30 protein-coding genes are annotated in these 24,485 nt (G+C 75.2%); 3 read left to right on the top strand and 27 right to left on the bottom strand.

Annotated elements, in window-relative coordinates; translation table 11 throughout:
• Positions 1-40 precede the first annotated feature (40 nt).
• Together GA0070622_RS11615 and yczR are read right to left on the bottom strand one after the other, a co-directional pair.
• Entirely contained in the window at positions 41-1,348 is a 1,308-nt protein-coding gene (locus tag GA0070622_RS11615) for a low temperature requirement protein A (RefSeq protein ID WP_176710448.1), read from the bottom strand.
• Positions 1,349-1,419: 71 nt separating this feature from the next.
• Entirely contained in the window at positions 1,420-2,871 is a 1,452-nt protein-coding gene (gene yczR / locus GA0070622_RS11610) for a MocR-like transcription factor YczR (protein ID WP_091573310.1), read from the bottom strand.
• Between the two features lie 59 nt (positions 2,872-2,930).
• Between yczR and yczE the strand changes: the two genes are divergently transcribed.
• Positions 2,931-3,563: a membrane protein YczE gene (gene yczE, locus GA0070622_RS11605; RefSeq protein WP_091573309.1), complete on the top strand. Its 633-nt coding sequence runs from the start codon at positions 2,931-2,933 to the stop codon at positions 3,561-3,563.
• Between the two features lie 116 nt (positions 3,564-3,679).
• Positions 3,680-4,141 carry a hypothetical protein gene (locus tag GA0070622_RS11600; RefSeq protein WP_091573308.1) on the top strand — a complete coding sequence of 154 codons (462 nt, stop codon included), beginning with the start codon at positions 3,680-3,682 and terminating at the stop codon, positions 4,139-4,141.
• An 8-nt stretch (positions 4,142-4,149) separates the two neighbouring features.
• On the opposite strand, the gene hisF is transcribed toward GA0070622_RS11600, so the two are convergent.
• From hisF to hisD, 12 genes are all read right to left on the bottom strand, one after another.
• Positions 4,150-4,917 (bottom strand): imidazole glycerol phosphate synthase subunit HisF, encoded by a 768-nt coding sequence (gene hisF / locus GA0070622_RS11595; RefSeq protein WP_091573307.1) that lies wholly within the window; start codon positions 4,915-4,917, stop codon positions 4,150-4,152.
• 77 nt (positions 4,918-4,994) lie between these two features.
• The gene (locus GA0070622_RS11590) at positions 4,995-5,993 is read right to left on the bottom strand and encodes an NADP-dependent oxidoreductase (protein WP_091573306.1); all 999 of its coding nucleotides are present in this window, start codon (positions 5,991-5,993) and stop codon (positions 4,995-4,997) included.
• Positions 5,990-6,415, bottom strand: coding sequence for an organic hydroperoxide resistance protein (locus GA0070622_RS11585; protein ID WP_091573305.1), 426 nt, complete (start codon positions 6,413-6,415; stop codon positions 5,990-5,992). The genes GA0070622_RS11590 and GA0070622_RS11585 overlap by 4 nt, the downstream gene beginning before the upstream one ends.
• A gap of 1 nt (position 6,416) precedes the next feature.
• Complete coding sequence (locus GA0070622_RS11580; RefSeq protein WP_091573304.1) at positions 6,417-6,863, bottom strand: MarR family winged helix-turn-helix transcriptional regulator; 447 nt, start codon at positions 6,861-6,863, stop codon at positions 6,417-6,419.
• Positions 6,864-7,296: 433 nt separating this feature from the next.
• Positions 7,297-7,722, bottom strand: coding sequence for a RidA family protein (locus GA0070622_RS11575; protein ID WP_091573303.1), 426 nt, complete (start codon positions 7,720-7,722; stop codon positions 7,297-7,299).
• The gene (gene priA, locus GA0070622_RS11570; protein ID WP_091573302.1) at positions 7,719-8,447 is read right to left on the bottom strand and encodes a bifunctional 1-(5-phosphoribosyl)-5-((5-phosphoribosylamino)methylideneamino)imidazole-4-carboxamide isomerase/phosphoribosylanthranilate isomerase PriA; all 729 of its coding nucleotides are present in this window, start codon (positions 8,445-8,447) and stop codon (positions 7,719-7,721) included. Before priA ends, GA0070622_RS11575 begins: the two co-directional genes overlap by 4 nt.
• Before the next feature lie 19 nt (positions 8,448-8,466).
• On the bottom strand, positions 8,467-8,787 hold the full coding sequence (locus GA0070622_RS11565) for a hypothetical protein (RefSeq protein WP_091573301.1): 321 nt from the start codon (positions 8,785-8,787) through the stop codon (positions 8,467-8,469).
• Complete coding sequence (hisH, locus tag GA0070622_RS11560) at positions 8,780-9,403, bottom strand: imidazole glycerol phosphate synthase subunit HisH (protein WP_091573300.1); 624 nt, start codon at positions 9,401-9,403, stop codon at positions 8,780-8,782. The genes GA0070622_RS11565 and hisH overlap by 8 nt, the downstream gene beginning before the upstream one ends.
• Positions 9,403-9,570 carry a hypothetical protein gene (locus tag GA0070622_RS32505; protein ID WP_172967956.1) on the bottom strand — a complete coding sequence of 56 codons (168 nt, stop codon included), beginning with the start codon at positions 9,568-9,570 and terminating at the stop codon, positions 9,403-9,405. The genes hisH and GA0070622_RS32505 overlap by 1 nt, the downstream gene beginning before the upstream one ends.
• Positions 9,570-10,181, bottom strand: coding sequence for an imidazoleglycerol-phosphate dehydratase HisB (gene hisB, locus GA0070622_RS11555; RefSeq protein WP_091573299.1), 612 nt, complete (start codon positions 10,179-10,181; stop codon positions 9,570-9,572). The genes GA0070622_RS32505 and hisB overlap by 1 nt, the downstream gene beginning before the upstream one ends.
• A complete protein-coding gene (locus GA0070622_RS11550; protein ID WP_091573298.1) occupies positions 10,178-11,251 on the bottom strand; it encodes a histidinol-phosphate transaminase in 1,074 nt (357 codons plus the stop codon). The genes hisB and GA0070622_RS11550 overlap by 4 nt, the downstream gene beginning before the upstream one ends.
• Entirely contained in the window at positions 11,248-12,573 is a 1,326-nt protein-coding gene (gene hisD, locus GA0070622_RS11545) for a histidinol dehydrogenase (RefSeq protein WP_091573297.1), read from the bottom strand. Before hisD ends, GA0070622_RS11550 begins: the two co-directional genes overlap by 4 nt.
• 106 nt (positions 12,574-12,679) lie before the next feature.
• Here hisD and GA0070622_RS11540 point away from each other — a divergent pair, with 106 nt between their 5' ends.
• Positions 12,680-13,384 (top strand): LON peptidase substrate-binding domain-containing protein, encoded by a 705-nt coding sequence (locus GA0070622_RS11540; RefSeq protein ID WP_091573296.1) that lies wholly within the window; start codon positions 12,680-12,682, stop codon positions 13,382-13,384.
• On the opposite strand, the gene GA0070622_RS11535 is transcribed toward GA0070622_RS11540, so the two are convergent.
• The 13 genes from GA0070622_RS11535 to GA0070622_RS11475 all read right to left on the bottom strand — a co-directional run bounded on the left by GA0070622_RS11535 (position 13,350) and on the right by GA0070622_RS11475 (position 24,481).
• Positions 13,350-14,276 carry a DUF2567 domain-containing protein gene (locus tag GA0070622_RS11535; protein WP_425412760.1) on the bottom strand — a complete coding sequence of 309 codons (927 nt, stop codon included), beginning with the start codon at positions 14,274-14,276 and terminating at the stop codon, positions 13,350-13,352. The two genes, GA0070622_RS11540 and GA0070622_RS11535, sit on opposite strands and share 35 nt — an antisense overlap.
• Positions 14,277-14,324: 48 nt before the next feature.
• The gene (locus GA0070622_RS11530) at positions 14,325-15,848 is read right to left on the bottom strand and encodes a MinD/ParA family ATP-binding protein (protein ID WP_091573295.1); all 1,524 of its coding nucleotides are present in this window, start codon (positions 15,846-15,848) and stop codon (positions 14,325-14,327) included.
• A 140-nt stretch (positions 15,849-15,988) separates the two neighbouring features.
• A complete protein-coding gene (locus tag GA0070622_RS11525; RefSeq protein ID WP_091573294.1) occupies positions 15,989-16,843 on the bottom strand; it encodes a hypothetical protein in 855 nt (284 codons plus the stop codon).
• A 1-nt stretch (position 16,844) separates the two neighbouring features.
• Positions 16,845-17,789, bottom strand: a complete 945-nt coding sequence (locus GA0070622_RS11520; RefSeq protein ID WP_091573293.1) for an RluA family pseudouridine synthase — start codon at positions 17,787-17,789, stop codon at positions 16,845-16,847.
• Positions 17,786-18,391 carry a signal peptidase II gene (lspA, locus tag GA0070622_RS11515; RefSeq protein ID WP_091577199.1) on the bottom strand — a complete coding sequence of 202 codons (606 nt, stop codon included), beginning with the start codon at positions 18,389-18,391 and terminating at the stop codon, positions 17,786-17,788. Before lspA ends, GA0070622_RS11520 begins: the two co-directional genes overlap by 4 nt.
• Positions 18,392-18,458: 67 nt before the next feature.
• A complete protein-coding gene (locus GA0070622_RS11510) occupies positions 18,459-18,878 on the bottom strand; it encodes a TraR/DksA family transcriptional regulator (RefSeq protein WP_091573292.1) in 420 nt (139 codons plus the stop codon).
• Positions 18,879-19,101: 223 nt separating this feature from the next.
• Complete coding sequence (locus tag GA0070622_RS11505) at positions 19,102-20,607, bottom strand: potassium/proton antiporter (protein ID WP_091573291.1); 1,506 nt, start codon at positions 20,605-20,607, stop codon at positions 19,102-19,104.
• Between the two features lie 22 nt (positions 20,608-20,629).
• The gene (locus GA0070622_RS11500) at positions 20,630-20,938 is read right to left on the bottom strand and encodes a DUF167 domain-containing protein (protein ID WP_091573290.1); all 309 of its coding nucleotides are present in this window, start codon (positions 20,936-20,938) and stop codon (positions 20,630-20,632) included.
• 2 nt (positions 20,939-20,940) lie between these two features.
• Positions 20,941-21,588, bottom strand: a complete 648-nt coding sequence (locus GA0070622_RS11495; protein WP_091573289.1) for a hypothetical protein — start codon at positions 21,586-21,588, stop codon at positions 20,941-20,943.
• Between the two features lie 72 nt (positions 21,589-21,660).
• The gene (locus tag GA0070622_RS11490; RefSeq protein ID WP_091573288.1) at positions 21,661-22,467 is read right to left on the bottom strand and encodes a DivIVA domain-containing protein; all 807 of its coding nucleotides are present in this window, start codon (positions 22,465-22,467) and stop codon (positions 21,661-21,663) included.
• Between the two features lie 41 nt (positions 22,468-22,508).
• Entirely contained in the window at positions 22,509-22,814 is a 306-nt protein-coding gene (locus GA0070622_RS11485) for a YggT family protein (protein WP_091059628.1), read from the bottom strand.
• Between the two features lie 28 nt (positions 22,815-22,842).
• Positions 22,843-23,541, bottom strand: a complete 699-nt coding sequence (locus GA0070622_RS11480; RefSeq protein ID WP_091573287.1) for a cell division protein SepF — start codon at positions 23,539-23,541, stop codon at positions 22,843-22,845.
• A gap of 193 nt (positions 23,542-23,734) precedes the next feature.
• The gene (locus GA0070622_RS11475; RefSeq protein WP_091573286.1) at positions 23,735-24,481 is read right to left on the bottom strand and encodes a YggS family pyridoxal phosphate-dependent enzyme; all 747 of its coding nucleotides are present in this window, start codon (positions 24,479-24,481) and stop codon (positions 23,735-23,737) included.
• Between the last annotated feature and the right edge of the window lie 4 nt (positions 24,482-24,485).

The following is a 24,485-nucleotide window of genomic DNA, read 5'->3' as shown; positions in this document are numbered from 1 at the left end:
GTCCCGGGGCACGGCCGGTCGGCCCCGTCTCGTACGCCGGTCACAGGTGCTCGCGCCGCCACCGGCTCTGCTCGGCCTCCGACGCGAGCTGCTCCTCCAGCGCGAGCTGGCGCACCCGGTGCCGCTTGCCGTCCTCACTGCGCGTCTCCCAGCCGACGCCGCCGGCGGTGACCACCGCCAGGAGGGCCAGCGCGCCCACCTCCGGCACCCGGAACGCGAGCGGGGACACCGCGGCCAGTACCGCCACGGTGACCAGCAGGGGTCGGTGCACCTCCCGCTCCGCCAACCACCAGCAGGCGGCGATGCTGAGCAGGTAGAGGGCCACGCCACCGAAGAGGACCCCGCCCCAGAAGCCGCCCAACGCCCACCCCCAGGTCGGGGTGCGGTCGTCGGCGACCTCGGCCAACAGGTCCTTGAGTCCGAGCGCGTAGAGGATCGTCCCGGTGACCATCGGCAGGTGCAGGAAGGTGTAGACCGAGCGGGCCAGCCGCAGCCGGGCGGCCCGGTCGCGGGCGTGGTGCAGGGCCTGCTCCAGCGCGAACGCCAACGTGTCGAAGTACGCCCACCAGAGCGTCGCCACGATGAGGATGCCGATCAGCGCGGCCACCGCCACCGGGCCGGTCAGCGGGAGCCCGGTCTTCGGGCCCAGCCCGAGCGCGATGATCGACTCGCCGAGCGCGACCAGCACCATCAGGGCGTGCCGTTCCGCCCAGTGCCCCGCCGACGTCACCACCCACCAGCGCCAGGCCACCGTGGTCCCCACCACGTACTCGATCAGCACCGCCAGCGTCCAGAGCGTCAGTTGCAGCACCACCGTGAGCCGGCCGTCGGGCAGGTGGGTGCGGACGGCCCCGGCGAGCACCAGCAGCACGGTGGCCACCGTCGGGACCGTCAGGCGCAGCAGGAACCGCCATCGCCGCACCGGGTCCGTGCGGTCCACCCGGCCGAACACGGTGAGCTGGGCCATCCGGATGACGAAGTAGCAGCCGGCGAAGACCAGCGGGCCGGGCAGGCCGCCCGGGCGGTCGTTGAACGCGCTGGGCGCGCTGAGCACCAGGAGGAACGTCGCCGCCACGGTGACGAATCCGACGAGCGGCAGCGAGCCCTGGTCGGCGCGGCAGGCGTTGCCCATCCGCACGAACCCGGTCCACGACCACCAGAGCAGCGCCAGCACGAGCACGAAGCGGTAGAGGTTCACCGGGGTGAGTTCGCTGGCGGTGAGCGTGGTGACGCTGAGGAACGCGAAGACGAAGACCAGGTCGTAGAAGAGCTCCAACCGGGTGGTGCGGGACCCGGGTGCCGCCGCGCGCAGCCCCCACGACCAGCGCGCGACGCTTCGGTGTGCCACCCGGGCAGTCTGTCGGCGCGCGTCCGCCCCGGCGACCGGTTCCGGTCCCGACCACCGGAACGGGCGCCCGGTCAGGCGATGACGCTCGGCTCCCGCCACTGCGGCCGGCCGGCCCGGTCCAGGTCGTAGCGGACCGCGGCGAGCCGCCCGACCGCCTCCACCAGCTCGGCGGCCGGCAGCGTGAAGGGCAGCCGGAGGAATCGCTCCAGCGTCCCGTCCAGGCCGAACCGGGGACCGGGCGCCAGCCGTACGCCGACCTCCTCGGCGGCCCGGGCCAGCGCGCTGGAGATCGGGCCGTCCAGCTCGGCCCAGAGCGTGACGCCGCCGCACGGCACGGTGACCCGCCAGTCCGGGAGCCGCTCGGCGAGCGCCGCGACCAGGGCGTCCCGCTGGGCGGCGAGCTGCGCCCGGCGGGCGGTCACGATGGCCGGCGCCTGGTCGAGCAGGTGCACGGCGACGAGCTGGTCGAGCACCGGGCTGGCCATGTCCACCCCGACCCGGGCCGCGGCCAGGCGCTGCACCTGGGGCGCGGAGGCGCGCACCCAGCCGATCCGCAGGCCGCCCCAGTAGGGCTTGCTCATCCCGCCGATGCTGATCACCCGGGAGTGCCGGTCGAAGACCGCCACCGGGGGCGGCAGCGGGGTGCCGTCCAGCGGCAGGTCGACGAAGGACTCGTCCACCACCAGGTCGGTGCCGGCCGCGTGCGCCGCGCCCACCAGCCGCTCGCGCAGGTCGGCGGCCATCAGGTGACCGGTCGGGTTGTGGAACTCCGGGATCAGGTACGCGAGCTTCGGCCGGGTCTGCCGGATGCTGCCGAGCAGCAGGTCGGCGTCCCAGCCGTCGTCGGAGAGCCCGTGGGTGGTGATCCGGGCCCGGCGGGCGGCGAGCGCGGCGAGCGCGTTGGGGTAGGTGGGCGACTCGACCAGCACCCCGCCTCCGGGTGACAGGGCCAGCCGCAGCACCAGGTCCAGCGCGTGCTGGGTGCCGCTGGTGACCATGATCTGCTCCGGGCTGGTGGGCAGCCCGCGCTCGGTGTAGCCGCGGGCGACCGCCTCACGCAGCTCGATGATGCCGGTGGGGTGGTAGCCGGCGCCGCCGAGGTAGCGGGGCAGGTCCTCGGCGGCCGCCCGGGCGGCCGGGACGAGCTGGGCCGGCGCGGAGAGCGCGGCCACCCCGAGGTCGATCATGTCCCGGTCGTCGAGCGGGGTCCACAGGCCGGTGCTGGCGACCCGGTGGGTGCCCGGCAGCATGGTCCAGCTCCCGGCGCCTCGGCGGCTGGCCAGGTGGCCGGTCTCCCGCAGCTCCCGGTAGGCGGCGGTGACGGTGGTCCGGCTGATCCGCAGCGCCTCCGCCAGCTCGCGCTCGGCCGGCAGGCGTACCCCCAGCGGCAGCCGGCCGTCGGCGAGCAGCCCCCGCACGGCGCCGGCGAGCGCGGCGTAGTCGGGGCTGCGCCGGCGGCCGGGCAAAGCGTGCCACTGACCGAGCAGACGCGCCAATTGGACACCGCGTACCTGGGTCGTCATGGCCACACCTCCGGAATTGGCCCCCTTGCACTCCGCAATTGGCCCCTAGGGTGGCATGCATGGCTCAGCTTGGCAATCTCCGGCACCGGCCGGTGCGACGGCTCACCCAGCTCTACGCCGGTCTGGCCCTCTACGGCGTGAGCATGGCGCTGATGATCCGCTCCGGGCTCGGCCTGGACCCCTGGGACGTGTTCCACCAGGGGCTCGCCCGGCAGACCGGCCTCTCCTTCGGCACCGTCACCATCGCCGTCGGCGCGCTCGTGCTGCTGCTCTGGATCCCGCTGCGGCAACGCCCCGGCCTGGGCACGGTGAGCAACGTCGTGGTGATCGGGCTGGTCGTCGACGCCACCCTGGCCGTCCTGCCGCCGGGCGAGGGCCTGCCGGTGCGGGCCGCGCTGCTGGTCGTCGGCATCGTCGCCAACGGCGCCGCCACCGGCCTCTACCTGGGCGCCGGGCTCGGCCCCGGCCCCCGCGACGGTCTGATGACCGGGTTCGTCGCCCGCCACCCGCGCTGGTCGGTGCGGCTGGTCCGGACCGTCATCGAGGTCACCGTGCTGGCCCTGGGGTGGCTGCTCGGCGGGACGGTCGGGCTCGGCACCGTGGCCTACGCGCTGGCCATCGGACCGCTCGCGCAGATGTTCATCCCGATCTTCGCCATCCCCACCCGACCGGCGGACGCTTACGCTACGTGACCGCCGCCGGGCCGACCGCCACGGGATGGGACGAGCCGGACGGCCCTGAGCTGCGACGACGTACGGCACCGAAACCAGGTGTTTTCTCCGCCGCCGTCGCCGGGCATCATTCGTGCATGGGGGAGAACGGATGGCGTTGGAGCGACGCCTGGATCTTCGTCGCGTTGGTCATCGCGAGCGGCGCCGGCCGGCACCGCCGGGCCGCCGCGACACGCCGCCCCGAGGGGGTGCGCCTCGCCGACGTCCTCTCCACCGCCGACCACCTCAACCAGGCCATTCCCGAGCGGCACGAGGTCGAGGGGGCGGTCCGCCGGCTCGTCGGCGCGGGGCTGGTCAGCGTCGCCGACGGCTGGTTCCGGGTCACCCCGGACGGTGAGCGGCTCTGGCGCACCCGGCCCAGCGCCGGGTTGGGCACCACCGTCGACACCGTGCAGGGCGTGCTGAGCCGCCGGCACCCGCCGGGCGAGTCCGAGTGGCACCTGGACGAGGACGACCACGCCGCCGCCGTCCAGGAATATGTCGTCCGGTCGATCCCGATGCCGCGCCGCTCCCCCGAGGGGCACTCCGGCCGGCCCTGACCGCGCGGTCAGCGCACCGGGTGCCCGGCGCCGCGCAGCGCGTCCTTGACCTCGCCGACGGTCAGCTCGCCGAAGTGGAAGACGCTGGCCGCGAGCACCGCGTCGGCGCCCGCGCCGACCGCCGGGGGGAAGTGCGCCACCGCGCCCGCGCCACCGCTGGCGATCACCGGCACCTCGACCACCGCGCGGACCGCCTCGATCAATGGCAGGTCGAAGCCCGTCTTGGTGCCGTCGGCGTCCATCGAGTTGAGCAGGATCTCGCCCGCGCCCAGCTCGGCGCCGCGCGCGGCCCACTCGACGGCGTCCAGGCCGGCGCCCCGACGACCACCGTGCGTGGTCACCTCGAAGCCGCTCGGCGTCGTGCCCGCCGGCGCGCGTCGGACGTCCAGCGAGAGCACCAGTACCTGCCGGCCGAACCGGTCGGCGATCTCGGCGATCAGCTCCGGCCGGGCGATCGCCGCGGTGTTCACCCCGACCTTGTCCGCCCCGGCCCGCAGAAGCGTGTCGACGTCGGCGACCTGCCGGACGCCGCCGCCGACGGTGAGCGGGATGAACACCGACTCGGCGGTGCGCCGCACCACGTCGAGCATGGTGCCCCGGTCGCTGGACGAGGCGGTCACGTCGAGGAACGTCAGCTCGTCCGCGCCGGCCCGGTCGTACGCCGCCGCCAGTTCCACCGGGTCGCCGGCGTCGCGCAGGTCGAGGAAGTTGACCCCCTTGACCACCCGACCGGCATCCACGTCCAGACACGGGATGACCCGTACCGCCACCGTCATGCCCCGAAGCCTAGCCAACGCGCGGGCGGCGGCGACCGGCCTGTGAGGCCGGCCACCGCCGCCGGGTCGCCCGCCGGTCAGAGCCGGACGAGCATCTTGCCGAGGTTCTCGCCGCGCAGCAGGCCGAGGAACGCCTCGGGCGCCTGCTCGATGCCGTCGACCACGGTCTCGTCGTAGGACAGCCGGCCGTCGCGCAGCCAGCCGGCCATCTCCTGGACGAACTGCTCGCGCAGGTGCCCGTGGTCGCCGACCAGGAAGCCGCGCAGCGTCAGCCGCTTGCCGATCACCAGCGCCAGGTTGCGCGGGGCGGCCGGCGGCTCGGTCGCGTTGTACTGGGCGATCATGCCGCAGATGGCGGCCCGGCCGTGCAGGTTCATGGCCCCGATCGCGGCCTCCAGGTGGTCGGCGCCGACGTTGTCGAAGTAGACGTCGACGCCGTCCGGGGCGGCGGCCTTGAGCTGCTCGTACACCGGTCCGTCGTGGTAGTCGAAGGCGGCGTCGAAGCCGAGCGCGGTGAGCCGCTCGACCTTCGCCCGGGAGCCGGCGCTGCCGATCACCCGGCCGGCGCCGCGCAGCTTCGCGATCTGGCCGACCATGCTGCCCACCGCGCCGGCCGCGCCGGAGACGAAGACGGTCTCGCCCGGCTTCATCGCGGCCACGTCGAGCAGCCCGGCGTACGCGGTCAGCCCGGTCATGCCGAGCACGCTCAGGTAGGCGCTGACCGGGGCGAGGCCGGGGTCGACCCTGCGCACGGCGCGGGCGTCGACGAGCGCGTACTCGCGCCAGCCGAAGCCGTGCAGGACGACGTCGCCGGGCTTGACGCCCTCGGCCTCGCCGGCCACCACCTCACCGATCGCGCCGCCGTCGAGCGGGGCGTCCAGCGCGAACGGTGGCACGTACGACTTGACGTCGTTCATCCGGCCGCGCATGTACGGGTCGACCGACATGAACTGGTTGCGGACCACGACCTGGCCCGGACCCGGCGTCGGCACCTCGGTGGTGACCAGCCGGAAGTTGTCGGCGGTCGGCCACCCCTGCGGGCGGGACGCCAGGTGGATCTCCCGGTTCACGGTCACAGTGCCTCCCGGACGGTCAGGGCGACCTCGATGTTGCCGCGGGTCGCGTTGGAGTAGGGGCAGACCTGGTGCGCCGCGTCGACCAGCCGCTCGGCGGCCGAGCGCTCGACGGCGGGCAGGTCCACCACCAGCGTGACGGTCAGGCCGTAGCCGCCGCTGCCGTTCGGGCCGATGCCCACCTCGGCCTCGACCACGGAGCCGGTGACGTCCGCCTTGGCCTGGCGCGCGACGATGCGCAGCGCGGAGTGGAAGCAGGCGGCGTAGCCGGCCGCGAAGAGCTGCTCCGGGTTGGCCGCGCCGCCGGCGCCGCCCATCTCCTTCGGCACGGCGAGGTCCAACTCGACGGTGCCGTCGGAGGTGCGGACGTGGCCGTCGCGGCCGTCGCCGGTGGCCCGGGCGGACGCGGTGTAGAGCACCTGCATGTCACTGCTCCTTCTGTGAGTGGATCGTCTCGGTGACCCGGGTGAGGGTGTCGCGCAGGCCGATCAGCTCGGCCTCGCTGAGTCCGGTGGCCATCGCCACCCGCATCGGCACCTCCGCCATCCGCTCCCGCAGGGCCCGGCCCCGGTCGGTGAGGCCCACCTCGACCCGGCGCTCGTCGGCCGCCGAGCGGGTACGCACCACCAGGCCGGCCGCCTCCAACCGCTTGAGCAGCGGGGAGAGCGTGCCGGAGTCGAGCCGGAGCCACGCGCCGAGCTCGGAGACCGTGGGGGCGTCGTCGTCGCGCTCCCAGAGCACCAGCAGCACGAGGTACTGCGGGTAGGTCAGTCCGTGCGCGTCGAGGATGGGCCGGTAGACGTCGGTCAGGGCGCGCGACGCCGCGTAGAGGGCGAAGCACACCTGCCGGCGCAGCACCAGATCATCGGTCACGCGTTGAACAGTAGCGCGCAATCAAGTTGCGCACAACTTGATTGCGTCGGCGGTGCCGTTCGCGGGCGGGGGCGGGCCATCGCCGGGCACCGCCTTTCGAGCTGATACCTGAAACGACTCAGGCACCGCGCCGGGCATCCGGACGGGCCGCGCCCCGCCGCCGGCAGCTCCGGACATCCGGAGCGGCCCGGCTCTTCCCGGCCTGCCGCCGCAGCCCTCGCCGCCGCGGGTCAGCCCTCGCCGCCGCGGTTAAGCCCTCGCCGCCGCCGCGGTTAAGCCCTCGCCGCCGCCGCGGTTAAGCCCTCGCCGCCGCCGCGGGTCGGGCCCCGCCGCCGGACATGGCCGCGTGGGTGAGTCGTTTCCGATATCAGCTCGAAAGGCACCGGAAAGGCGACCCTCCCCCGTCCGGCCGCGGAACCGGGAGGGGGCCGGCTCAGCCGACGGGGAGATACGCCTCCAGCTCGACCTCGACCAGGTGCTCCGGATCGATCAGCCCGGCCACCACCACCATGGTCGCCACCGGACGCACCGGACCGAACACCGCGTTGTGCGCCCGGCCGACCTCGTCGACGTAGAGCCGGTCGGTCACGTACATCCGGGTCCGCACCACGTCGGCCGGGGTGGCGCCCACCTCGGCCAGGGCGTCCAGGCCGATCCGGATCGCCTGCGCGGTCTGCGCCGCCGCGTCCCCCACGTGCGCCACCCGGCCGTCCACCGTCGAGGTGCAGCCGGCCGTGATCGCCAGGGACCCGGCCCGGACCACCCGCGAGTAGCCGTAGAGCGCCTCCCAGGGGCCGCCCGAGCCGAGCCGGGTCACCGCCGTGTCGTCGACCGGCAGCTCGCCCGGGCCTGCCGTCACGCGCCGGCCCGCAGCGTGGCGAGCGCCTCGGCGACGGTGAACGCGCCGGCGTAGAGCGCCTTGCCGGCGATCACACCCTCGACCCCGACCGGCTCCAACGTGGCCAGCGCCCGCAGGTCGTCCAGCGTGGACACGCCACCGGAGGCGATCACCGGCGCGTCGGTGCGGGCGCACACCTCGCGCAGCAGGTCCAGGTTCGGCCCCCGCATGGTGCCGTCCTTGGTGATGTCCGTGACCACGTACCGCGCCGCGCCGGCGGCGTCCAGCCGGGCCAGCACCTCGTAGAGGTCGCCGCCGTCGCGGGTCCAGCCACGCGCCGACAGGGTACGGCCGCGCACGTCCAACCCGATCGCCACCCGGTCGCCGTACTCGCCGCAGATCCGGTCGCACCATTGCGGGTCCTCCAACGCGGCGGTGCCGATGTTGACCCGGGTCGCCCCGGTGCCCAGCGCCGCCCGCAACGACTCGTCGTCACGGATGCCGCCGGAGAGCTCCACCTTGACGTCGAGCTTGCCGACCACCTCGGCGAGCAGCGCGGCGTTCGAGCCACGGCCGAACGCCGCGTCCAGGTCCACCAGGTGGATCCACTCGGCGCCGTCGGACTGCCAGGCGAGGGCCGCCTCCAGCGGATCGCCGTACGCGGTCTCGCTGCCGGCGGCGCCCTGCACGAGCCGGACGGCCTGGCCGTCGGCGACGTCCACGGCGGGCAACAGGTCAAGGCTCAACGCTTCTCTCCTCGTATCCTCAACGACGGTCCAGCGCGATCACCACGATCGCCGGCAGGACCAGCAGCAACAACACGACCAACGCCAGACGCAGGGCGAGGTCGTCGACGAAACTCCAGATGCCGACCACCGCGACGGCGGTGAACAGCACGATCGCCGCCCGCTCGCGACGGGTGTGCCGGCGCAGCCGACCGGTACGCCCCCGGCGCAGGCGCGGCGTCAGTCGGCGTACGAGGGCCTGCCGCCACTGGCGACGGGCCGTGCGGCGGGCGCGGGCGGCGCGCTCGCGCTCCTGCTCGGCCTCGCGGGCCGCCCGGCGCCGGGCCCGCTCCTTACTCAAGCGTGCCGAGCCAGTTGCGCAGCAACGCGGCCCCCGTGTCGGCGGACTTCTCCGGGTGGAACTGGGCGGCCGACAGCGGGCCCCGCTCCACCGCCGCGACGAAGTCCGCACCGTGGTGGGCGGTGGTCACGGTGGCACCGGCGGCGGCCAACGCGGCCGGGTCGGTGACGCCGTAGGAGTGGACGAAGTAGAACCGGGCGTCGGCCGGGAGCCCGGCGAAGAGCACCGAGCCGTCCGGGGCCGCCACCGTGTTCCAGCCCATGTGCGGCAGCCGGGGCGCGGGCAGCCGGGTCACGCCGCCCGGCAGCAGCCCGAGCCCTTTGGTGACCACGCCGTGTTCCTCGCCGTGCCCGAAGAGCACCTGCATGCCGACGCAGATGCCGAGCACCGGCCGGCCGGCGGCGACCCGGTCGGCGATGACCGGACCGGCGCCCAGCTCCTCGATCCCGGCCATGCACGCGGCGAACGCGCCCACGCCCGGCACCACCAGGCCGTCGGCGGACGCGGCGGCGGCCAGGTCGGCGGTGACCGTCACGTCGGCGCCGGCCCGCTCCAGCGCGCGCTCGGCCGAGCGCAGGTTGCCCGAGCCGTAGTCGAGCACCACCACCCGCGCCATCAGCCCTCCCCCGGCAGCAGCCAGAGCAGCCCGCCGGCGGTGGCCAGCGCGGCCAGCAGGCCGGTGACCACGACGGCGGCCCGGTTGGCGCCCTGCTTGTAGAGCGACCAGGTCCCGCCGACCAGCACCCCGGCCAGGATCAGCAGCAGCGTCGGCCACACCCGCATCAGAGCGCGCCCTTCGTGCTCGGCACCACGCCCGCGTTGCGCGGGTCGAGCGCGGTGGCCTCGCGCAGCGCGCGGGAGACCGCCTTGAACTGGGCCTCGACCACGTGGTGCGCGTCCGGGTGGCCACCGGGACGGGCCGCCCGCAGCACGTCCACGTGCAGCGTGATCCGGGCCGCCTGACCGAACGACTCCCAGATGTGCCGGGTCATGCTGGTCGGGTAGACCGGCCCGATGTACGGGGCGAGCGCCGGCTCGTCGTGCACCACGTACGGCCGGCCGGACAGGTCGACCGCGGCCCGGACCAGCACCTCGTCCATCGGCACGGTGGCCGAGCCGTACCGGCGGATGCCCGCCTTGTCGCCCAGCGCCCGGTCGAACGCCGCGCCCAGCGCGAGCGCGGTGTCCTCCATCGTGTGGTGCGCGTCGATCTCCAGGTCGCCCACGGTGTGCACGGTCAGGTCGAAGCCGCCGTGCCGGGCGATCTGATTCAGCATGTGGTCGTAGAAGCCGACGCCGGTGGAGATGTCGGCCTCGCCGGTGCCGTCGAGGTCGATCTCGATCAGTACCTTGGTCTCGTTGGTGACCCGCTCGATCCGGGCGGTGCGGCTCATGACAGCTTCTCCGTTGCGGTGAGGAAGGCGTCGGTCTCGGCCGGCGTCCCGGCGGTGACCCGCAGCCAGCCGGGCAGGCCGACGTCGCGGACCAGCACGCCGGCGTCGAGCAGGGTACGCCAGGCGGCGCCCTGGTCGCCGTCGACGGCGAAGAGCACGAAGTTGGCGTCGCTGTCGGCGACGCGGTGGCCCCGGGCGCGCAGCGCGGCGACGATCCGGTCGCGCTGCTCCTTGATCGCGGCGACGGTGCCGAGCAGCGCGTCCCGGTGGGCCAGCGCCGCCCGCGCGGCGGCCTGGGTGAGCGCGGAGAGGTGGTAGGGCAACCGGACCAGCTGCACCGCCTCCACCACCGCCGGGTCGGCCGCCAGGTAGCCGAGCCGGCCACCGGCGAAGCCGAACGCCTTGCTCATGGTGCGGGTGACCACCAGCCGCGGGTGGCCGGGCAGCACCGCGAGCGCGCTGACCGTGCCGGGGCGGGCGAACTCGGCGTACGCCTCGTCCACGACCACCATGCCGGGCGCCTCGTCCAGCACGGCGGCGACCACCGACGGGTCGAGCGCGGTGCCGGTCGGGTTGTTCGGCGAGCAGAGGAAGACCACGTCGGGCCGGTGCCGGCGCACCTGGGCCACCGCGTCGGCGGCGGTGAGACCGAAGTCGGCGCCCCGGGCCCCCGGGACCCACCGGGTGCCGGTGCCGAGGGCCAGCAGCGGGTGCATCGAGTAGGCCGGGGTGAACCCGAGCGCCGTGCGCCCGGGTCCGCCGAACGCCTGCAACAGCTGCTGCTGGATCTCGTTGGAGCCGTTGGCCGCCCAGACGTGGTCGGCGGTGAGCCCGTGCCCCAGGTAGGCGGCCAGGTCGGCGCGCAGCGCCACGGCGTCCCGGTCCGGGTAGCGGTTGAGGTCGCGCAGCTCGGCGGCGACGGCCTTGCCGATCGCCTCGACCACCGGCTCGGGCACCGGGTAGGAGTTCTCGTTGGTGTTCAGCCGCACCGGCACGTCGAGCTGCGGCGCGCCGTACGGCGTCCGCCCGCGCAGGTCGTCCCGGATCGGAAGGTCGTCGAGCGTGGTCACGAGGTGCCGCCCTCGGGGAACCGGACGCTGACCGCCTGGCCGTGCGCCGGCAGGTCCTCCACCGTGGCCAGCGTGACCACGTGCGGGGCCACGTCGCGCAGCGCGTCCTGCGTGTATTCGACCAGGTGGATGCCGCGCAGGAAGGACTGCACCGACAGGCCGGACGAGTGCCGCGCGCACCCGCCGGTGGGCAGCACGTGGTTGGAGCCGGCGCAGTAGTCGCCCAGCGAGACCGGCGACCACGCGCCGACGAAGACCGCGCCGGCGTTGCGTACCCGCAGCGCCCACTCGCGGGCGTTCTCGGTCTGGATCTCGAGGTGCTCGGCCGCGTACGCGTCGACCACCCGCAGCCCCGCCTCCAGGTCGTCGACGAGGACCACGCCGCTCTGCTCGCCGCGCAGCGCGGTGCCGATCCGCTCGGCGTGCTTGGCGGCCGGCGCCTGCCGGGCCAGCTCGGCGTCGACCGCGTCGGCCAGCTCGGTGGACGGGGTGACCAGCACGCTGGCCGCGAGGGGGTCGTGCTCGGCCTGGCTGATCAGGTCGGCGGCCACGTGCGCCGGGTCGGCGGTGTGGTCGGCCAGGATGGCGATCTCGGTCGGGCCGGCCTCGGCGTCGATGCCGACCACGCCGCGCAGCAGCCGCTTGGCCGCGGTGACCCAGATGTTGCCCGGCCCGGTGATCATGTCGACCGGCTCGCAGCGCTCCGCGCCGGCCGGGTCGACGGTGGCGCCGTACGCCAGCATCGCCACCGCCTGGGCGCCGCCGACGGCGTAGACCTCGTCGACGCCGAGCAGCGCGCAGGCGGCGAGGACGCGCCGGTCGGGCAGGCCGTCGTTGTCCTTCTGCGGCGGGCTGGCCACCACCAGCGAGCGGACCCCGGCCGCCTGGGCCGGGACGACGTTCATCACCACGGTCGACGGGTACATGGCCAGGCCGCCGGGGACGTAGAGGCCGACCCGGTCGACCGGCACCCACCGCTCGGTCACCGTGCCGCCCGGCACGACCTGAGTGGTGTGGTCGGTGCGACGCTGGTCGTCGTGGACCTTGCGGGCCCGGGTGATCGACTCCAGCAGCGCGGCCCGGACCTGCGGGTCCAGCTCGTCCTCGGCGGCGCGGATCACCTCCACCGGCACCCGCAGACGCTCCGGCGAGACGCCGTCGAACCGCTCGCTGGCCTCCCGGATCGCCGGGTATCCATGCTCGCGGACCGCCTCGACGAGCGGGCGGATCCGCTCGACCGCCACGGAGACGTCGAGCTGGGCACGGGGCAGCAGGCGGCGCGGGTCGCGTACTCCGCCGCGCAGGTCGATCCGATTCAGCACGTCTGCGAGTCTAGGCCGCCACCGCGCGGACCGGTCGGGGCCGCCCGCACGCCGGGACGGTGAGCCGGGACACGCCGGACGGGCGTACGGGGGATACGCTCGATCAGTGAGCGCACGGCTGCCGGTGTTCCCCCTCGGGACCGTCCTCTTCCCCGGGCTGGTCCTTCCGCTGCACATCTTCGAGGAGCGCTACCGGGCGTTGGTCCGCCACCTGGTCGGGCTGCCCGAGGGCGCGCCCCGCGAGTTCGGGGTGGTGGCGATCCAGGCCGGGTGGGAGGTCGCGCCCGCCGGGCCGCCGGGGCGGTCCGGGCTGGCCGGCGGCCCGGTCACCCTGCACGAGGTGGGCTGCACCGCCGAGCTGCGGCAGGTCACCGAGCTGGCCGACGGCGGTTTCGACATCGTCACCGTGGGGCGGCGGAGGTTCCGCATCGCCGAGGTCGACGACGCCGCCGAGCCCTACCTCACCGCCGAGGTGGAGTGGCTGCCCGAGCCGACCGGCCCGGACGAGACGGCCGATCTGCTGGCCGCCCGGGTGATCTCGGTGTTCCGGCACTATCTGGGCCTGATCCGGCCGGACCCGGAGGACATCTCCGAGCAGCTGCCCGAGGACCCGACCGTGCTGTCGCACCTGGTCGCCGCGACCGCCGCGCTGACCGTCGCGGACCGGCAGCGGCTGCTCGCCATCGACGACACGCCCGGCCGGCTGCGCGCCGAGCTGCGCCTGCTGCACCGGGAGACGGCGCTGCTGCGCGAGGTGCGGGCCGTGCCGGTGCCGCTCAGCGAGCTGGCGGGTCTCCCGGCGCCGAACTGATCCCGGGCGGCGGCCGGTCGCCCGCCTGACCCGTCGACGGCGGCCAGTCGCCCGCCTGACCCGTGGGGGGCGGCCAGTGGCCGCCGGGCTCCGGTTCCGGGCGCAGCGACGGCCAGCGGGACCACCCGGCCAGCAGCGTGTATGTCACGGCCGCGCCGAACGCGGCGAGCAGCAGGCTGCCGTGCGGCACGGGCAGCGGTCCGTACCAGTCGACGCCGCCGGCGCGCAGGTCGGCGGGTTTGGTGAAGTCGGTGCCCGGCGGCGCGGTGTCCAGCAGCCGCTGGAACGTGGCCAGCCCGATCCGGCGGCCCACCTGCCAGGCCACCACGGCGGCGCCGAGCCCGCCCAGCGTCACCGCGAGCAGGCCGGCCGGGCCGCGTCGACGACGCAGCAGCACCCAGAGCGCGACCGCGGCGAGCACGCCGAAGCCGAGCGCCAGGAGGCTGAACCAGCCGTCGGCGGCGATCGGCTGCTCCGGCTGCGGGGTGACGTAGACCGCCCCGTCCGGGGTCTGCCGCACCGGTGTGTCCGGCGCCAGCCACGCCCACAGCAACCCCAGCGGCGCGCCGAGCGCGGTCAGCAGCGCGGCCAGGCCGAGGACGGTCGCGACCGGGCGGCGGACGGCGCGCCGGGCGGCCGGGGCCGCTCCGGGCAGCTGCCCCACGACGCCCGGATGGCCGGCGAGCGGGTCCGCGCCGGGCGCGGTGACCGGGGTGCCGGCGGGCACCGGCAGGCCGCTCGGCCAGGCGGGCGGTTGCGCGTCGGCCGCGCGCGCGCCCTCGGGCGACCGCCCGTCGGTCGCGCGGGCGCCGGCGGACTGCGCCGCCTCGGGCGCCTGCCGGTCGGTCGGTCCGCCGCCGGGACGCTCGGGATCAGGGGTGTCCGGACTCACCCGGTGATCCTCTCAGGCCGGGGCCCGGCGCGGGGCGGTGGTGGGCGGTCAGCGCGCGAACGGCTCCACCATCACCGCGGCCGCCTTGAGCCAGGCGTCCCGGGTCTCCGCCTGGAGCTGGTGGTATTCGATCGAGGAGCCGGTCTCCAGCGCCGGGTCGTAGGGCACCACGGCGACCGCCCGGGTGCGGGTGGCGAAGTGCCGCTCCAGGTCGTCCTGCAGGGAGGTGCGACCCGGGGTCGGGCAGGAGATCAGCGTGACCGCGTTGTCGGCCAGCTCACCCATGCCGACCTCGTGCAGCAGGTCGAGCATCCAGTCGGCGCTGAAGGCGGCGTCCTCGCGCGGCACGGTGGTCACCACGAGCTGGTCGGCGGCCTGCATGACGGTGCGCCAGTTCGGGCTCTCCACGTTGTTGCCGGTGTCCACGCAGACCACCTCGTGGGTCCGGCGCAGCAGCTCCAGCACCCGCTTGACGGTGAACTGGTCGAGGCGCTGGGCGAACCGTGGGCTCTCCTCGCCGGCCAGCACGTCGTAGGAGCCGTCGGAGGCGTGCCGCAGGTAGTCGTCGAGGTGCGACAGCAGCGTGTCACCCTCCAGGATCTCGATCTGCGCCAGGTCGTGGACCAGGTGGCGGATGGTGCGGGCGTGGCGGGCGCTGCCGGCCCGCAGACCGAGCGTGCCGCGCAGCTCGTTGTCGTCCCAGGCGAGCACGCCGCGCCCGCGCACGCTGCCCACGGTGGCCGCGGCGAGCACGGTCGCGGTGGTCTTGTGCACGCCGCCCTTGGGGTTGGCGAACGCGAGCACCCGGGGCGTGCCCAGCTCGCGGCGGAGCACCCCGGTCGCCCGCTCCAGCTCGGGGTCCTGCTGCGGGGCGCGGGCCCGCCACCGCGCCGGCGCCGGCTCGACCGGGCCGGGCCGGGCCTCCACCGGCCGTCGCGGGGCGGGCAGCACCGGCTCCGGGGCGGGCGGGGTCTCCGGGCGGTAGCGGCCCCGGTCCAACAGCGCGTAGCGGGACTCCGCCGGGGGCGGCGCGGGCCGGTAGCCGCCGTCGAGCAGCGCGTAGCGGGACTCGACCGGCGCCTCGGCCCGCCCACGGGGCTCGGGGACCGGCTCGCCGCCCCACGACGGTTCGGCGCGTGGTTCCGGGGCGAGGGGCGCCTCGGCGCGCCAGGACGGCTCGGGGGCGTACGTCGGCTCGGCCCGCCAGCTCGGCGCGGCCGGCTCCGGGTCGGCGCGGTACGCGGGCTCCGCGCGGTAGGCCGGCTCGCCGTCGAGGCGGGGGTCGGCGCGGAAGGCGGGATCGACCCGGAACGTGGCCTCGGCGCGGTAGCCGGGCTCGGCGCCGTACGACCCGTCGGCGGCGCGGCCGACGGCGGCGGCACGGCCGGTCCACCCGTTGCCCGCGCCGCGACGCGGCAACGGCTCGGGTGGTGGTGCCGGGTTCTCCTCGGCGCGCCGCTCGGCGTCGGTGTGCTCCGCGCCGCGACCGCCCAGGCGGGCCCGGTCGAGCAGCGCCCGCCACCGCGGTGCCGGCTCACCCTGCCGACCCCAGCCGGTCTCGCTGCCGTCCAAGGATTCGCCCTCCCCCAGCCCATCGATCTCCGCCTGACAGGCTACGAACGAAACCCTATTCGGACCACTCCCCGCTCCGCACATCGCCCGGTGGCCCTCCTCACCGTGTCACCCGTCGCGCCGTCGCGCACCGGGGTGTCTCAGGAGGTGGGAGCGGGATTGGGCGACCCGGACCCGGTGGCGGCCGGGCGGGCGACGGGTGAGGGTCCGCTCACCGTCGGTGCGGCTTCCGACGAATCACCCATACCGTCGCCGGACGCCAACCCGGTGTCGGCCGGCGGCCGGGCCACGTCGCGCTGCTCCGGCAGCGGCGGGGTGAACACCGTGCGGTCCAGGCGGGTCACCTCCGGCGCCGGGTCGACCCCGCGTACGCCGGGACGGGCGGCGAGCGTGCGCAGCGCGTCCGGCCCGCCCCGCACCACGGCGGCGTAGACGCAGGCGCACCCGGCCCGGTAGGCGTCCGCCTCCCGGGCCGCCACCTCGGCCCCGGTGGCGTACACCCGGCGCGCCTCGGGGTCGGCGGTGGCCGCCGGGGCGGCGGCGCGGGCCCGGTAGTCCGCCGCCTCGCGGTCCTTGCGCGCGGCGACCTCGGCCATCCCGCCGGCCACGTCGTCGGGCAGGCGCAGCGCGGCGATGCGCACGATCTCGGTCTGCCGGCCCGGCAGCGGCACCCGGGCGACCACGGCCGACACCGGCGTGCCGCCCAGCGTGGACGCCACCCGGGCCGGCGTCAGGTAGGCGCTGAACGAGACCAGGGCGTAGCCGTCGGGCGCGTCGAGCCGGGCCAGCTCGTCCCCGGCGGCGCGCAGGTACGCCGGCACCGCGTCGCCGTCGGCCACGCCGACCCGGGTCACCTCGCCCACCGTGCGGTCGCCCACCGGCCGGTCCCGCCGCTGTGCCACGCCCACGACCAGCACGATCAGCGCACAGGCGAGGGCGAGCCAGGTCAGCGCGGCGGCACGCGACCGGCGCGGCGGCGCGGGACGGTCGGTCACGTCAGTCGCGCAGGATCTCCAGCGCCCGGGCCAGGTCGTCCGGGTAGTCGCTGACGAAGGTGACCTCGTCGCCGGTGCGCGGGTGCGCGAAGCTCAACGAGCGGGCGTGCAGCCACTGCCGGGCCAGGCCGAGCCGGGCGGACAGCGTCGGGTCGGCGCCGTAGGTCAGGTCACCGACGCAGGGGTGCCGCATGCTGGAGAAGTGCACCCGGATCTGGTGCGTACGCCCGGTCTCCAGCCGCACGTCGAGCAGGCTGGCGGAGGGGAACGCCTCCAGCGTGTCGTAGTGGGTGATGCTCGGCTTGCCCCCGGAGACGACCGCCCAGCGGTAGTCGTGGTGGGGGTGCCGGTCGATCGGCGCGTCGATGGTGCCGCGCAGCGGGTCCGGGTGGCCCTGCACCACGGCGTGGTAGCGCTTCTCCACCTCGCGTTCCTTGAACGCGCGCTTCAACGCGGTGTAGGCCAGCTCGCTCTTGGCCACCGTCATGATTCCGGTGGTGCCCACGTCGAGCCGGTGCACCACGCCCTGCCGCTCGGCGGCGCCGCTGGTGGAGATCCGGTGACCGATGCCGGCGAGCCCGCCGATCACGGTCGGGCCGGTCCAGCCGGGGCTCGGGTGGGCGGCCACCCCGACCGGCTTGTCCACCACCACGATGTCGTCGTCGGCGTAGACGACGGTCAGCCCGGGCACGGCCTGCGGCACCACGGTCGGCGGCGCGGCCGGCGCGGGCAGCGTGACCTCCAGCCAGGAGCCGGCCCGGACCTTGTGCGAGTTGGCCCGGACCGCGCCGTCGACCAGCGCGTCCCCGGCGTCCACCAGCGCCGCCGCGGCGGTGCGGGACAGCCCGAACAGTCGGGACACGGCCTGGTCCAGCCGCATGCCGTCGAGCCCGTCCGGGACGGGCAGGGACCGGTGGTCGCCGCCGGTGGCGAACGCGGCGGTCACGCGCGCTCCTTCTGGTCGGCCGGGGCGTCCTCGGTGGCGGGTTTCGCGGCGGCCCGGGAGCCGTCGCGCTGCCGGCCGGTCAGCTCCAGGAAGACCGCCAGCACCACGCCGCAGAACAGCGAGCTGTCGGCCAGGTTGAACACCGGGAAGAACTCACCGTACGGGCCGAACACGCTGATCATGTCGACCACGTGGCCGACGAAGTGCCCCGGCGCGCGGAAGATCCGGTCGGCCAGGTTGCCCAGCGCGCCGCCCAGCACCAGACCCAGCGACACCGCCCAGGGCAGCGAGCGCAGCCGCAGCGCCATCCAGGCGATCCAGCCGATCACGCCGAACGTGATCAGCGGGAAGACCCAGGTGTGGTCGGAGCCGATGCTCCAGGCCGCGCCGCTGTTGCGGGTGAGGGTGAAGTAGACGGCGCCGCCGAGCACCGACACCGGCTCCTCCCGGCCGGGCAGCTCGCTGAGCGCGAGCTGCTTCGTGCCGAGGTCCGCCAGGAGCGAGACCAGGGACACGCCGAGCAGCAGGCCGACCGCCTTTCGGCGGGGCGCGCCGGCGCCTGTCTCGGTGGTGCCGGAACCGGCGGGCGGTGCTGCGGTCATCTGCTCCCCATCGACGCTCGCGACGGTGGCGGTCACCGTCTGCCGTACGGCCGCCGGGGAGCGGACGTCAGCGCCGCTCCTCCAGCTGCTTGCAGCTCACGCAGAGGGTGGCCGACGGGAACGCGGCGAGCCGCTCCACCGGGATCGGGTTGCCGCACCGCTCGCACCAGCCGTAGCCACCCTCGTCGAGCCGCTCCAGCGCGCGCTCGACCTGCGTGATCCGCTCCTTGATGCTGTTGGCGAGTGAGATCTCCTGCTCGCGCTCGAACGTCTTGGTGCCGGTGTCGGCCTGGTCGTCCCCGGCCGAGTCGGTCAGCCGGTCGCGCTGCAGCTCGGTGATCTCGCTCAGCGTCTGATCGTACTCGGTGTTGAGCTCGTCCCGCCGTGCCGCCAGGGCGGCCCGGATCTTCTCGGTCTCCGCCGCGCTGCGGGTGGCCTTCGCCACCGGCTTGCGGCCGGCGGTCCTGGTCTCGGCTGGCTTCGCCATCGTCAGCTCCCTCAGCCGCGTGGGCGCGGCGCTCAGCGGTACGTGGGCAGGGGTCACCGGCGCCGGCGTCCCCCACGAACAGACGGGCGCACGGCGACCGCGCCGCGCACTCCGGAGGTTGGCAAGAATACGGAACGTACAGGCGTCCGACAACGTGCCGCACCGTCGCTCCGCTTTTCCGCCCCGGAATGCCACTAACCGGGGCAAAAGGAACGCTAGCAGATCAGCCGGTCCGGTCCTCCCCGTACTCGCCAAACCAGCGGGCCAACCGGCCCCGTCGACTGACCGCCCGCAACCGCCGCTCGGTGGCGTCCCGCACCCCGGCGGTGGCGACGATGAGCAGGCTGTCCGCCACCTTCAGCCGGGTGTCCGGACCGGGCACGAAGCCGACCCCGTCCCGCAGCACCAGCGTGACCGCGGCGCCCACCGGCAGCCGCAGCTCGTCCACGTGCACCCCGGCCAGCCGGGAGCCGGCCGGCACCTCCAGCTGGAGCAGGTCGGCCCGCATCCGCTCCAGCGGCGCGGTCTCCAGCAGGATCTCGCTCGCCTCCGCGGGCGCGGTCACGCCCAACCGGCGGGCCGCCCGGGCCAGCGTCCCGGCCTGGAGCAGCGTGAAGATCACCACCAGCACGAACACCGCGTCGAAGAGCCGGTCCGCGCCGGGCACCCGCAGCGAGAGCGGGATGGTGGCCAGCACGATCGGCACCGCCCCGCGCAGGCCGGCCCAGGACAGGAAGAGCTGCTCGCGCAGGTTCACCCGGAACGGCAGCGCGGACACCGCCACCGACAGCGGCCGGGCGAGCAGCAGCAGGGCCAGCCCGGTGATCACCGCCGGCAGCACCGCGGCGTCCAGCCGGCTCGGCGACACCAGCAGACCGAGCAGCACGAACAGGCCGATCTGGGCCAGCCAGGCCAGCCCGTCGGCGAAGCCGAGGATCGCCTGCCGGTGCGGCAGCCGGGAGTTGCCGAGCAGCACCCCGGCCACGTAGACGGCCAGGAAGCCGGAGGCGTGCAGCACCGAGCCGGCCGCGTACGCCAGCACCGTGAAGCCGACCACCGCGATCGGGTAGAGCCCGGACGAGGGCAGCGCGGCGCGCCGCAACGCGTACCGCCCGGCCAGGCCGGCGCCCACCCCGACCGCCGCGCCCGCCCCCAGCTCGTAGCCGAGCACCAGCGCCTCGTACCACCAGGGGTGGGCCGCCTCGGCCCCGGCCCGCGACAGCAGCAGCACCAGCAGGACCACCGGGGCGTCGTTCATCCCGGACTCGGCCTCCAGCGTGGCCACCAGTCGCGGTGGCAGGCGCAGCCGGCGCAGGGTGGCGAAGACCGCCGCCGCGTCGGTGGACGACAGCACCGCGCCGTAGAGCAGGGCCAGCCGCCAGTCCAGGTCCAGCAGCAGGTGCACCACCACGCCGACCACCACGATGCTGACCACCACGCCGACCGTGGACAACGCCGAGGCCAGGCCGAGCACCGGGCGCAGCGTGCTCCACCGGGCGCTCAGCCCGCCCTCGGCGATGATCACGATGAGCGCGCAGAACCCGAGCACCCGGGTCAGCTCGACGTCGTCGAATTCGATGCCCAGGCCCGCCTCGCCGATCAGCACGCCCAGCGCCAGGTAGACCAGCAGGCTGGGCACGCCGAGGCGGGTGGAGAAGCGCACCGCGCCCACCGCGACCAGCAGCACGGCCGCGCCCACCAGCAGCGCGAGGTTCAGCCCCGGGGTCATCGCCGACCGGCCCGACGGTTCCTCACCCGGCGCTGCCGTCGCGCAGCCGACGCAGCACCTCGGGCAACCCGTCGGGCGGGTGCGCCACCAGGAAGATCTTGTCCCGGCTGGTCGCGCCGGACCGCAGCGACACCGCGGCGGGCCGGACGCCCAGCGCGTCCGCCAGCGCCCGCCGGACCGCCTCGGTGGCCCGGCCGTCGACCGCCGGCGCGTGCACGGCGACGACGAGCGCGGGACCGTGCGGCCCGTCGTGGCGACCGCCCACCCGGGCCCGGGACGCGCCGGGCTTCACGCGCACCGCGACGGTGAGCGGGGTGTCCGCGATCGTCATGGTCAGTACGGCCGGGCGTCGGCCAGCAACGTGGTGCCCGCGGCGCAGTGGGCGCACGGGGTGAAGCCGAGCTCGACGGCCTCGGCGACCGGCAGTGGTTCGTCCGCCCGGCCCACCAGGTGCGGGCAGTCGGTCAGGTGGAAGCGCGGGTGGCCGTCGACGACCCGGACCTCCTCCGGCAGCCGCACCAGCCGGGCCAGTTCGCCGGCGGTGAGGTGTTCGGCCGGGGGCTCACCCTCGGACAGGTCGCCCGGCGCGGGCGAGGTCGGTGTCACCTCGGCGCGGCCGGCGGCGCGGGGCACCGGGGGCGCCCAGGCGTCGGCCGGCGGGTCGTACGGCTCGGCCACCGGCGACCCGGGCGGTTGCCGCCACCCGGATCCGCCGGCGCCGACCGTCGACGTGTGGTGCGGGACCGGGCTCACCGGCTCGTCCGGGGACGGGGCGGAGCGCGCGGTCCGGGTGCGCGGGCCGGCTTCCCGACCCGCCGTGGCCCTCGCGGCGGCCGCCTGGCGGGCGAACGCGACGAAGGCGACGGCGGACAGCAGGCTGGCCGCGATCGACACGATCAGCAGCGGGCTCGACCCACCGGCCAGGCCCACCACCAGCAGCACGACCGCGACGAGGATGAGCAGGACGCTCGCGGCTATCACAGCTCACCCCCGGCCGCGTCGTGTCGGTCTGGGCGGTCGGTGGCCGTCCCGGGGACGGCCACCGACGCGGGATCAGCGGCCGGACTCGAGCGAGCCGGCGCGGCCGCCGCCGTACGAGCCGGCGAGGCCGGCCGTGGCGAGACCGTTGCTGCCGCCGGCGGCACGGGTGCCCTCGGCGCGGTTCATCTCGACCTCGAGGCCCTGCCCGCGACCGTCCAGGTCACGCAGCTGGCTCTCCAGGTAGGCCTTGAGACGGGTGCGGTACTCCCGCTCGAACTGCTTGAGCTCCTCGATGTGCTTCTGCAGCGCGGTCCGCTTGGCGTCCAGGCCGCCCATGGCCTCCTGGTGCCGCTGGCGGGCGTCCCGCTCCAGGGCGTCGGCCTTGGCCCGCGCCTCGCGGGTGACCTCCTCGGCCTTGGACCGGGCCTCGGAGAGCAGGCTGTCGGCCTCGCGCCGGGCGTCGGAGACGTGGTCGTCCGCGGTGCGCTGGGCCATCATCAGCACGCGCAGCGCCTGCTGCTCGCCGTCCCCGGTCACCCCTGCCGGGCCGCCCTGCGTGCGGACCTGCTCCAGCTCGGCCTGCATCGCCCGGGCCGCCTGCTCGGCGGCCGCCTTGTCGCGCTGCACCCGGTCGAGCTGGGCCTTGACGTCGTTGAGCTCCGCCGCGAGGCGGGCGTCGCCGCCGGGGCCGGCGGGCGCGCCACCCCGACCGCCGCGCTCCACCTGGGCGCGCAGCTCGTTGTTCTCCTCGATCAGACGGGCCAGCTCACGCTCGACCTCGTCCAGGAAGGCGTCGACCTCCTCCTCGTCATACCCCCGCTTGCCGATCGGCGGCTTTTTGAAGGCGACGTTGTGGACGTCGGCCGGGGTCAGCGGCATCGAAACTCCTCGGGTCAGTTGCGGCCGCGAAAGCGCTCTGGTCAGGCGAACGCCACGATCAGGCGCTGTAACACGAACTCCATCAGCACGAACAGGATAACCAGGAGCACAAGGGAGGCCAGGTCGATGCTCACGGTACCAATTCGCAGTGGTGGGATCACACGCCTCAACGCTCGCAGGGGCGGATCAGTGACGCTCCACACGACTTCCAGTCCCGCCGATGCGCCGCGCCCCGGCTGCCAGCGGCGACCGTAGGCCAGCACCGCGCCGAGAACAAATCGGGCAAGAAGGACGAGCAGGAAGAAGTACAGCAGCAGGTAGAGCACCTGGAACAGGATCGACAACACGGCAGGCGACGTCCCTCGGTCGTGCGGGCTAGCTCAGGCTGAAAAAGCCGCCCTCAGCGATCTTGGCCTTGTCCTCCGCGGTGACCTGGACGTTGGCCGGTGAGAGCAGGAACACCCGGTTGGTCACGCGCTCGATCGTACCGCGCAGGCCGAACGCGAGCCCGGCGGCGAAGTCCACCAGCCGGCGGGCGTCCGCCTCGTCCATCTCGGTGAGGTTGATGATCACCGGCACCCCGTCCCGGAAGTGCTCGCCGATGGTCCGCGCCTCGCGGTACGTCGTCGGGTGCAGGGTGGTGATCTGGTAGCGCTGCTCCTCCTCCGGAGCCACCACCCGCTCGCGCGGCTGGGCCTGCGGCGCGAGGGCGAGGTTGTCCCGGGTGTGGTAGCTCAGCGCGCCGGAGCCGTCGGAGGAGCGGGTGATCGACCGGACGCTGGAGCGCTCGGTCCGCTCGGTCCGCTCCGGGCGCTCGACCTCGGACCGGTCGGCGTCGACGGCGCGGCCGGTGCGCTCGCTCAGCCGACCCCGCTCGCCGACCCGGCTCCGGGTCGTCGGCGGCTCGTCGGCCTCGTCGTCGTCCTCGTCGGCGAACTCCTCGGCGTACCGGCTCGACCGGTAGCGCGACGAGTCCCGGTAGCCACCCTTGTCGTAGCCACCGTCCTCGTACGCCCGCTCGTCGTCCTCCTCGACGAGACCGAGCCAGACCCCCGCCTTGCGCAGTGCACCCATCCCCGCGCCCTTCCGTCCGCCGTGCGGCACGCGCCCCCGTGCCGTGTCGCTTGATCACGAGTGGACGATCATGCCCACCGGACCGGATCGGCAATCCCCTGACGTGCGGTTCGCGGCCCGCCCGCCACGGCCCCCGGCTACGGGAACGCCGTCCTGAACAACACTGATGTAATTTGCTTCCGTCGTGGTCAGGCTACCCCAGCGTGGGGCGCATTCCGAGCAACGCGCTGCCGACGCGGACATGTGTCGCGCCGTGCGCGACAGCGCTCTCCAGGTCGCCGCTCATCCCCGCCGACAGCACCGTGGCGCCCGGATGGTCGCCGCGCAGCCGCGCCGCCACCTCGGCCAGCCGGGCGAACGCCCGGTCCGGCTCCCAGCCCAGCGGGGCCACCGCCATCAGACCGGCCAGCCGCAGCCCGTCCGCGCCGGCCACCGCCGCGGCCACCGGGTCGAGCCCCCGATCGGGGTCGGCCAGGCCCGGCAGCGCCCCGCCCCGGGCCGCGTCGCCGTCGATGCTCACCTGCACCAACACGTCCAACGGCCGGTCCCGGGCGGCGGTCGCGGCGGTGCCGAGCGCGGCGGCCAGCCGGACGCTGTCGACCGACTGGACCACGTCGGCGTACCGGACCACCGACCGGGCCTTGTTGCGTTGCAGCTGGCCGATGAAGTGCCAGCGCGGCGCGGCCCCGGCGGCGGCCACCGCCGCCGCCTTCGGCGCCGCCTCCTGGTCCCGGTTCTCCCCCACGTCGCGCACCCCCAGCTCGGCCAGCGCGAGCACGTCGACCGCCGGGTACGTCTTGGTGACCGCGACCAGGGTGACCGAGTCCGGGGACCGGCCGGCCGCCGCGCAGGCGTCCGCGATCCGGGACCGGACCCGGGCCAGCCCGGCCGCGAGCTCGGTGCGACGCTCCGGCCGCACCGTCAGGGGTGACTCCGTCATCGGG

Origin of the sequence: Micromonospora sediminicola (assembly GCF_900089585.1) — a bacterium.
Classification (GTDB): domain Bacteria; phylum Actinomycetota; class Actinomycetes; order Mycobacteriales; family Micromonosporaceae; genus Micromonospora; species Micromonospora sediminicola.
Note: the sequence above shows the minus strand (reverse complement) of the source record. Positions and strands in the feature narration are given on the sequence as shown.

Coding starts and splice junctions, on each gene's coding strand:
- yczR (WP_091573310.1), bottom strand. CDS start 2,871: ATGACGACCCAGGTACGCGGTGTCCAATTGGCGCGTCTGCTCGGTCAG.
- yczE (WP_091573309.1), top strand. CDS start 2,931: ATGGCTCAGCTTGGCAATCTCCGGCACCGGCCGGTGCGACGGCTCACC.
- GA0070622_RS11600 (WP_091573308.1), top strand. CDS start 3,680: ATGGGGGAGAACGGATGGCGTTGGAGCGACGCCTGGATCTTCGTCGCG.
- hisF (WP_091573307.1), bottom strand. CDS start 4,917: ATGACGGTGGCGGTACGGGTCATCCCGTGTCTGGACGTGGATGCCGGT.
- GA0070622_RS11585 (WP_091573305.1), bottom strand. CDS start 6,415: ATGCAGGTGCTCTACACCGCGTCCGCCCGGGCCACCGGCGACGGCCGC.
- hisH (WP_091573300.1), bottom strand. CDS start 9,403: ATGGCGCGGGTGGTGGTGCTCGACTACGGCTCGGGCAACCTGCGCTCG.
- GA0070622_RS32505 (WP_172967956.1), bottom strand. CDS start 9,570: ATGCGGGTGTGGCCGACGCTGCTGCTGATCCTGGCCGGGGTGCTGGTC.
- hisB (WP_091573299.1), bottom strand. CDS start 10,181: ATGAGCCGCACCGCCCGGATCGAGCGGGTCACCAACGAGACCAAGGTA.
- lspA (WP_091577199.1), bottom strand. CDS start 18,391: ATGACCGCAGCACCGCCCGCCGGTTCCGGCACCACCGAGACAGGCGCC.
- GA0070622_RS11510 (WP_091573292.1), bottom strand. CDS start 18,878: ATGGCGAAGCCAGCCGAGACCAGGACCGCCGGCCGCAAGCCGGTGGCG.
- GA0070622_RS11505 (WP_091573291.1), bottom strand. CDS start 20,607: ATGACCCCGGGGCTGAACCTCGCGCTGCTGGTGGGCGCGGCCGTGCTG.
- GA0070622_RS11500 (WP_091573290.1), bottom strand. CDS start 20,938: ATGACGATCGCGGACACCCCGCTCACCGTCGCGGTGCGCGTGAAGCCC.
- GA0070622_RS11490 (WP_091573288.1), bottom strand. CDS start 22,467: ATGCCGCTGACCCCGGCCGACGTCCACAACGTCGCCTTCAAAAAGCCG.
- GA0070622_RS11480 (WP_091573287.1), bottom strand. CDS start 23,541: ATGGGTGCACTGCGCAAGGCGGGGGTCTGGCTCGGTCTCGTCGAGGAG.
- GA0070622_RS11475 (WP_091573286.1), bottom strand. CDS start 24,481: ATGACGGAGTCACCCCTGACGGTGCGGCCGGAGCGTCGCACCGAGCTC.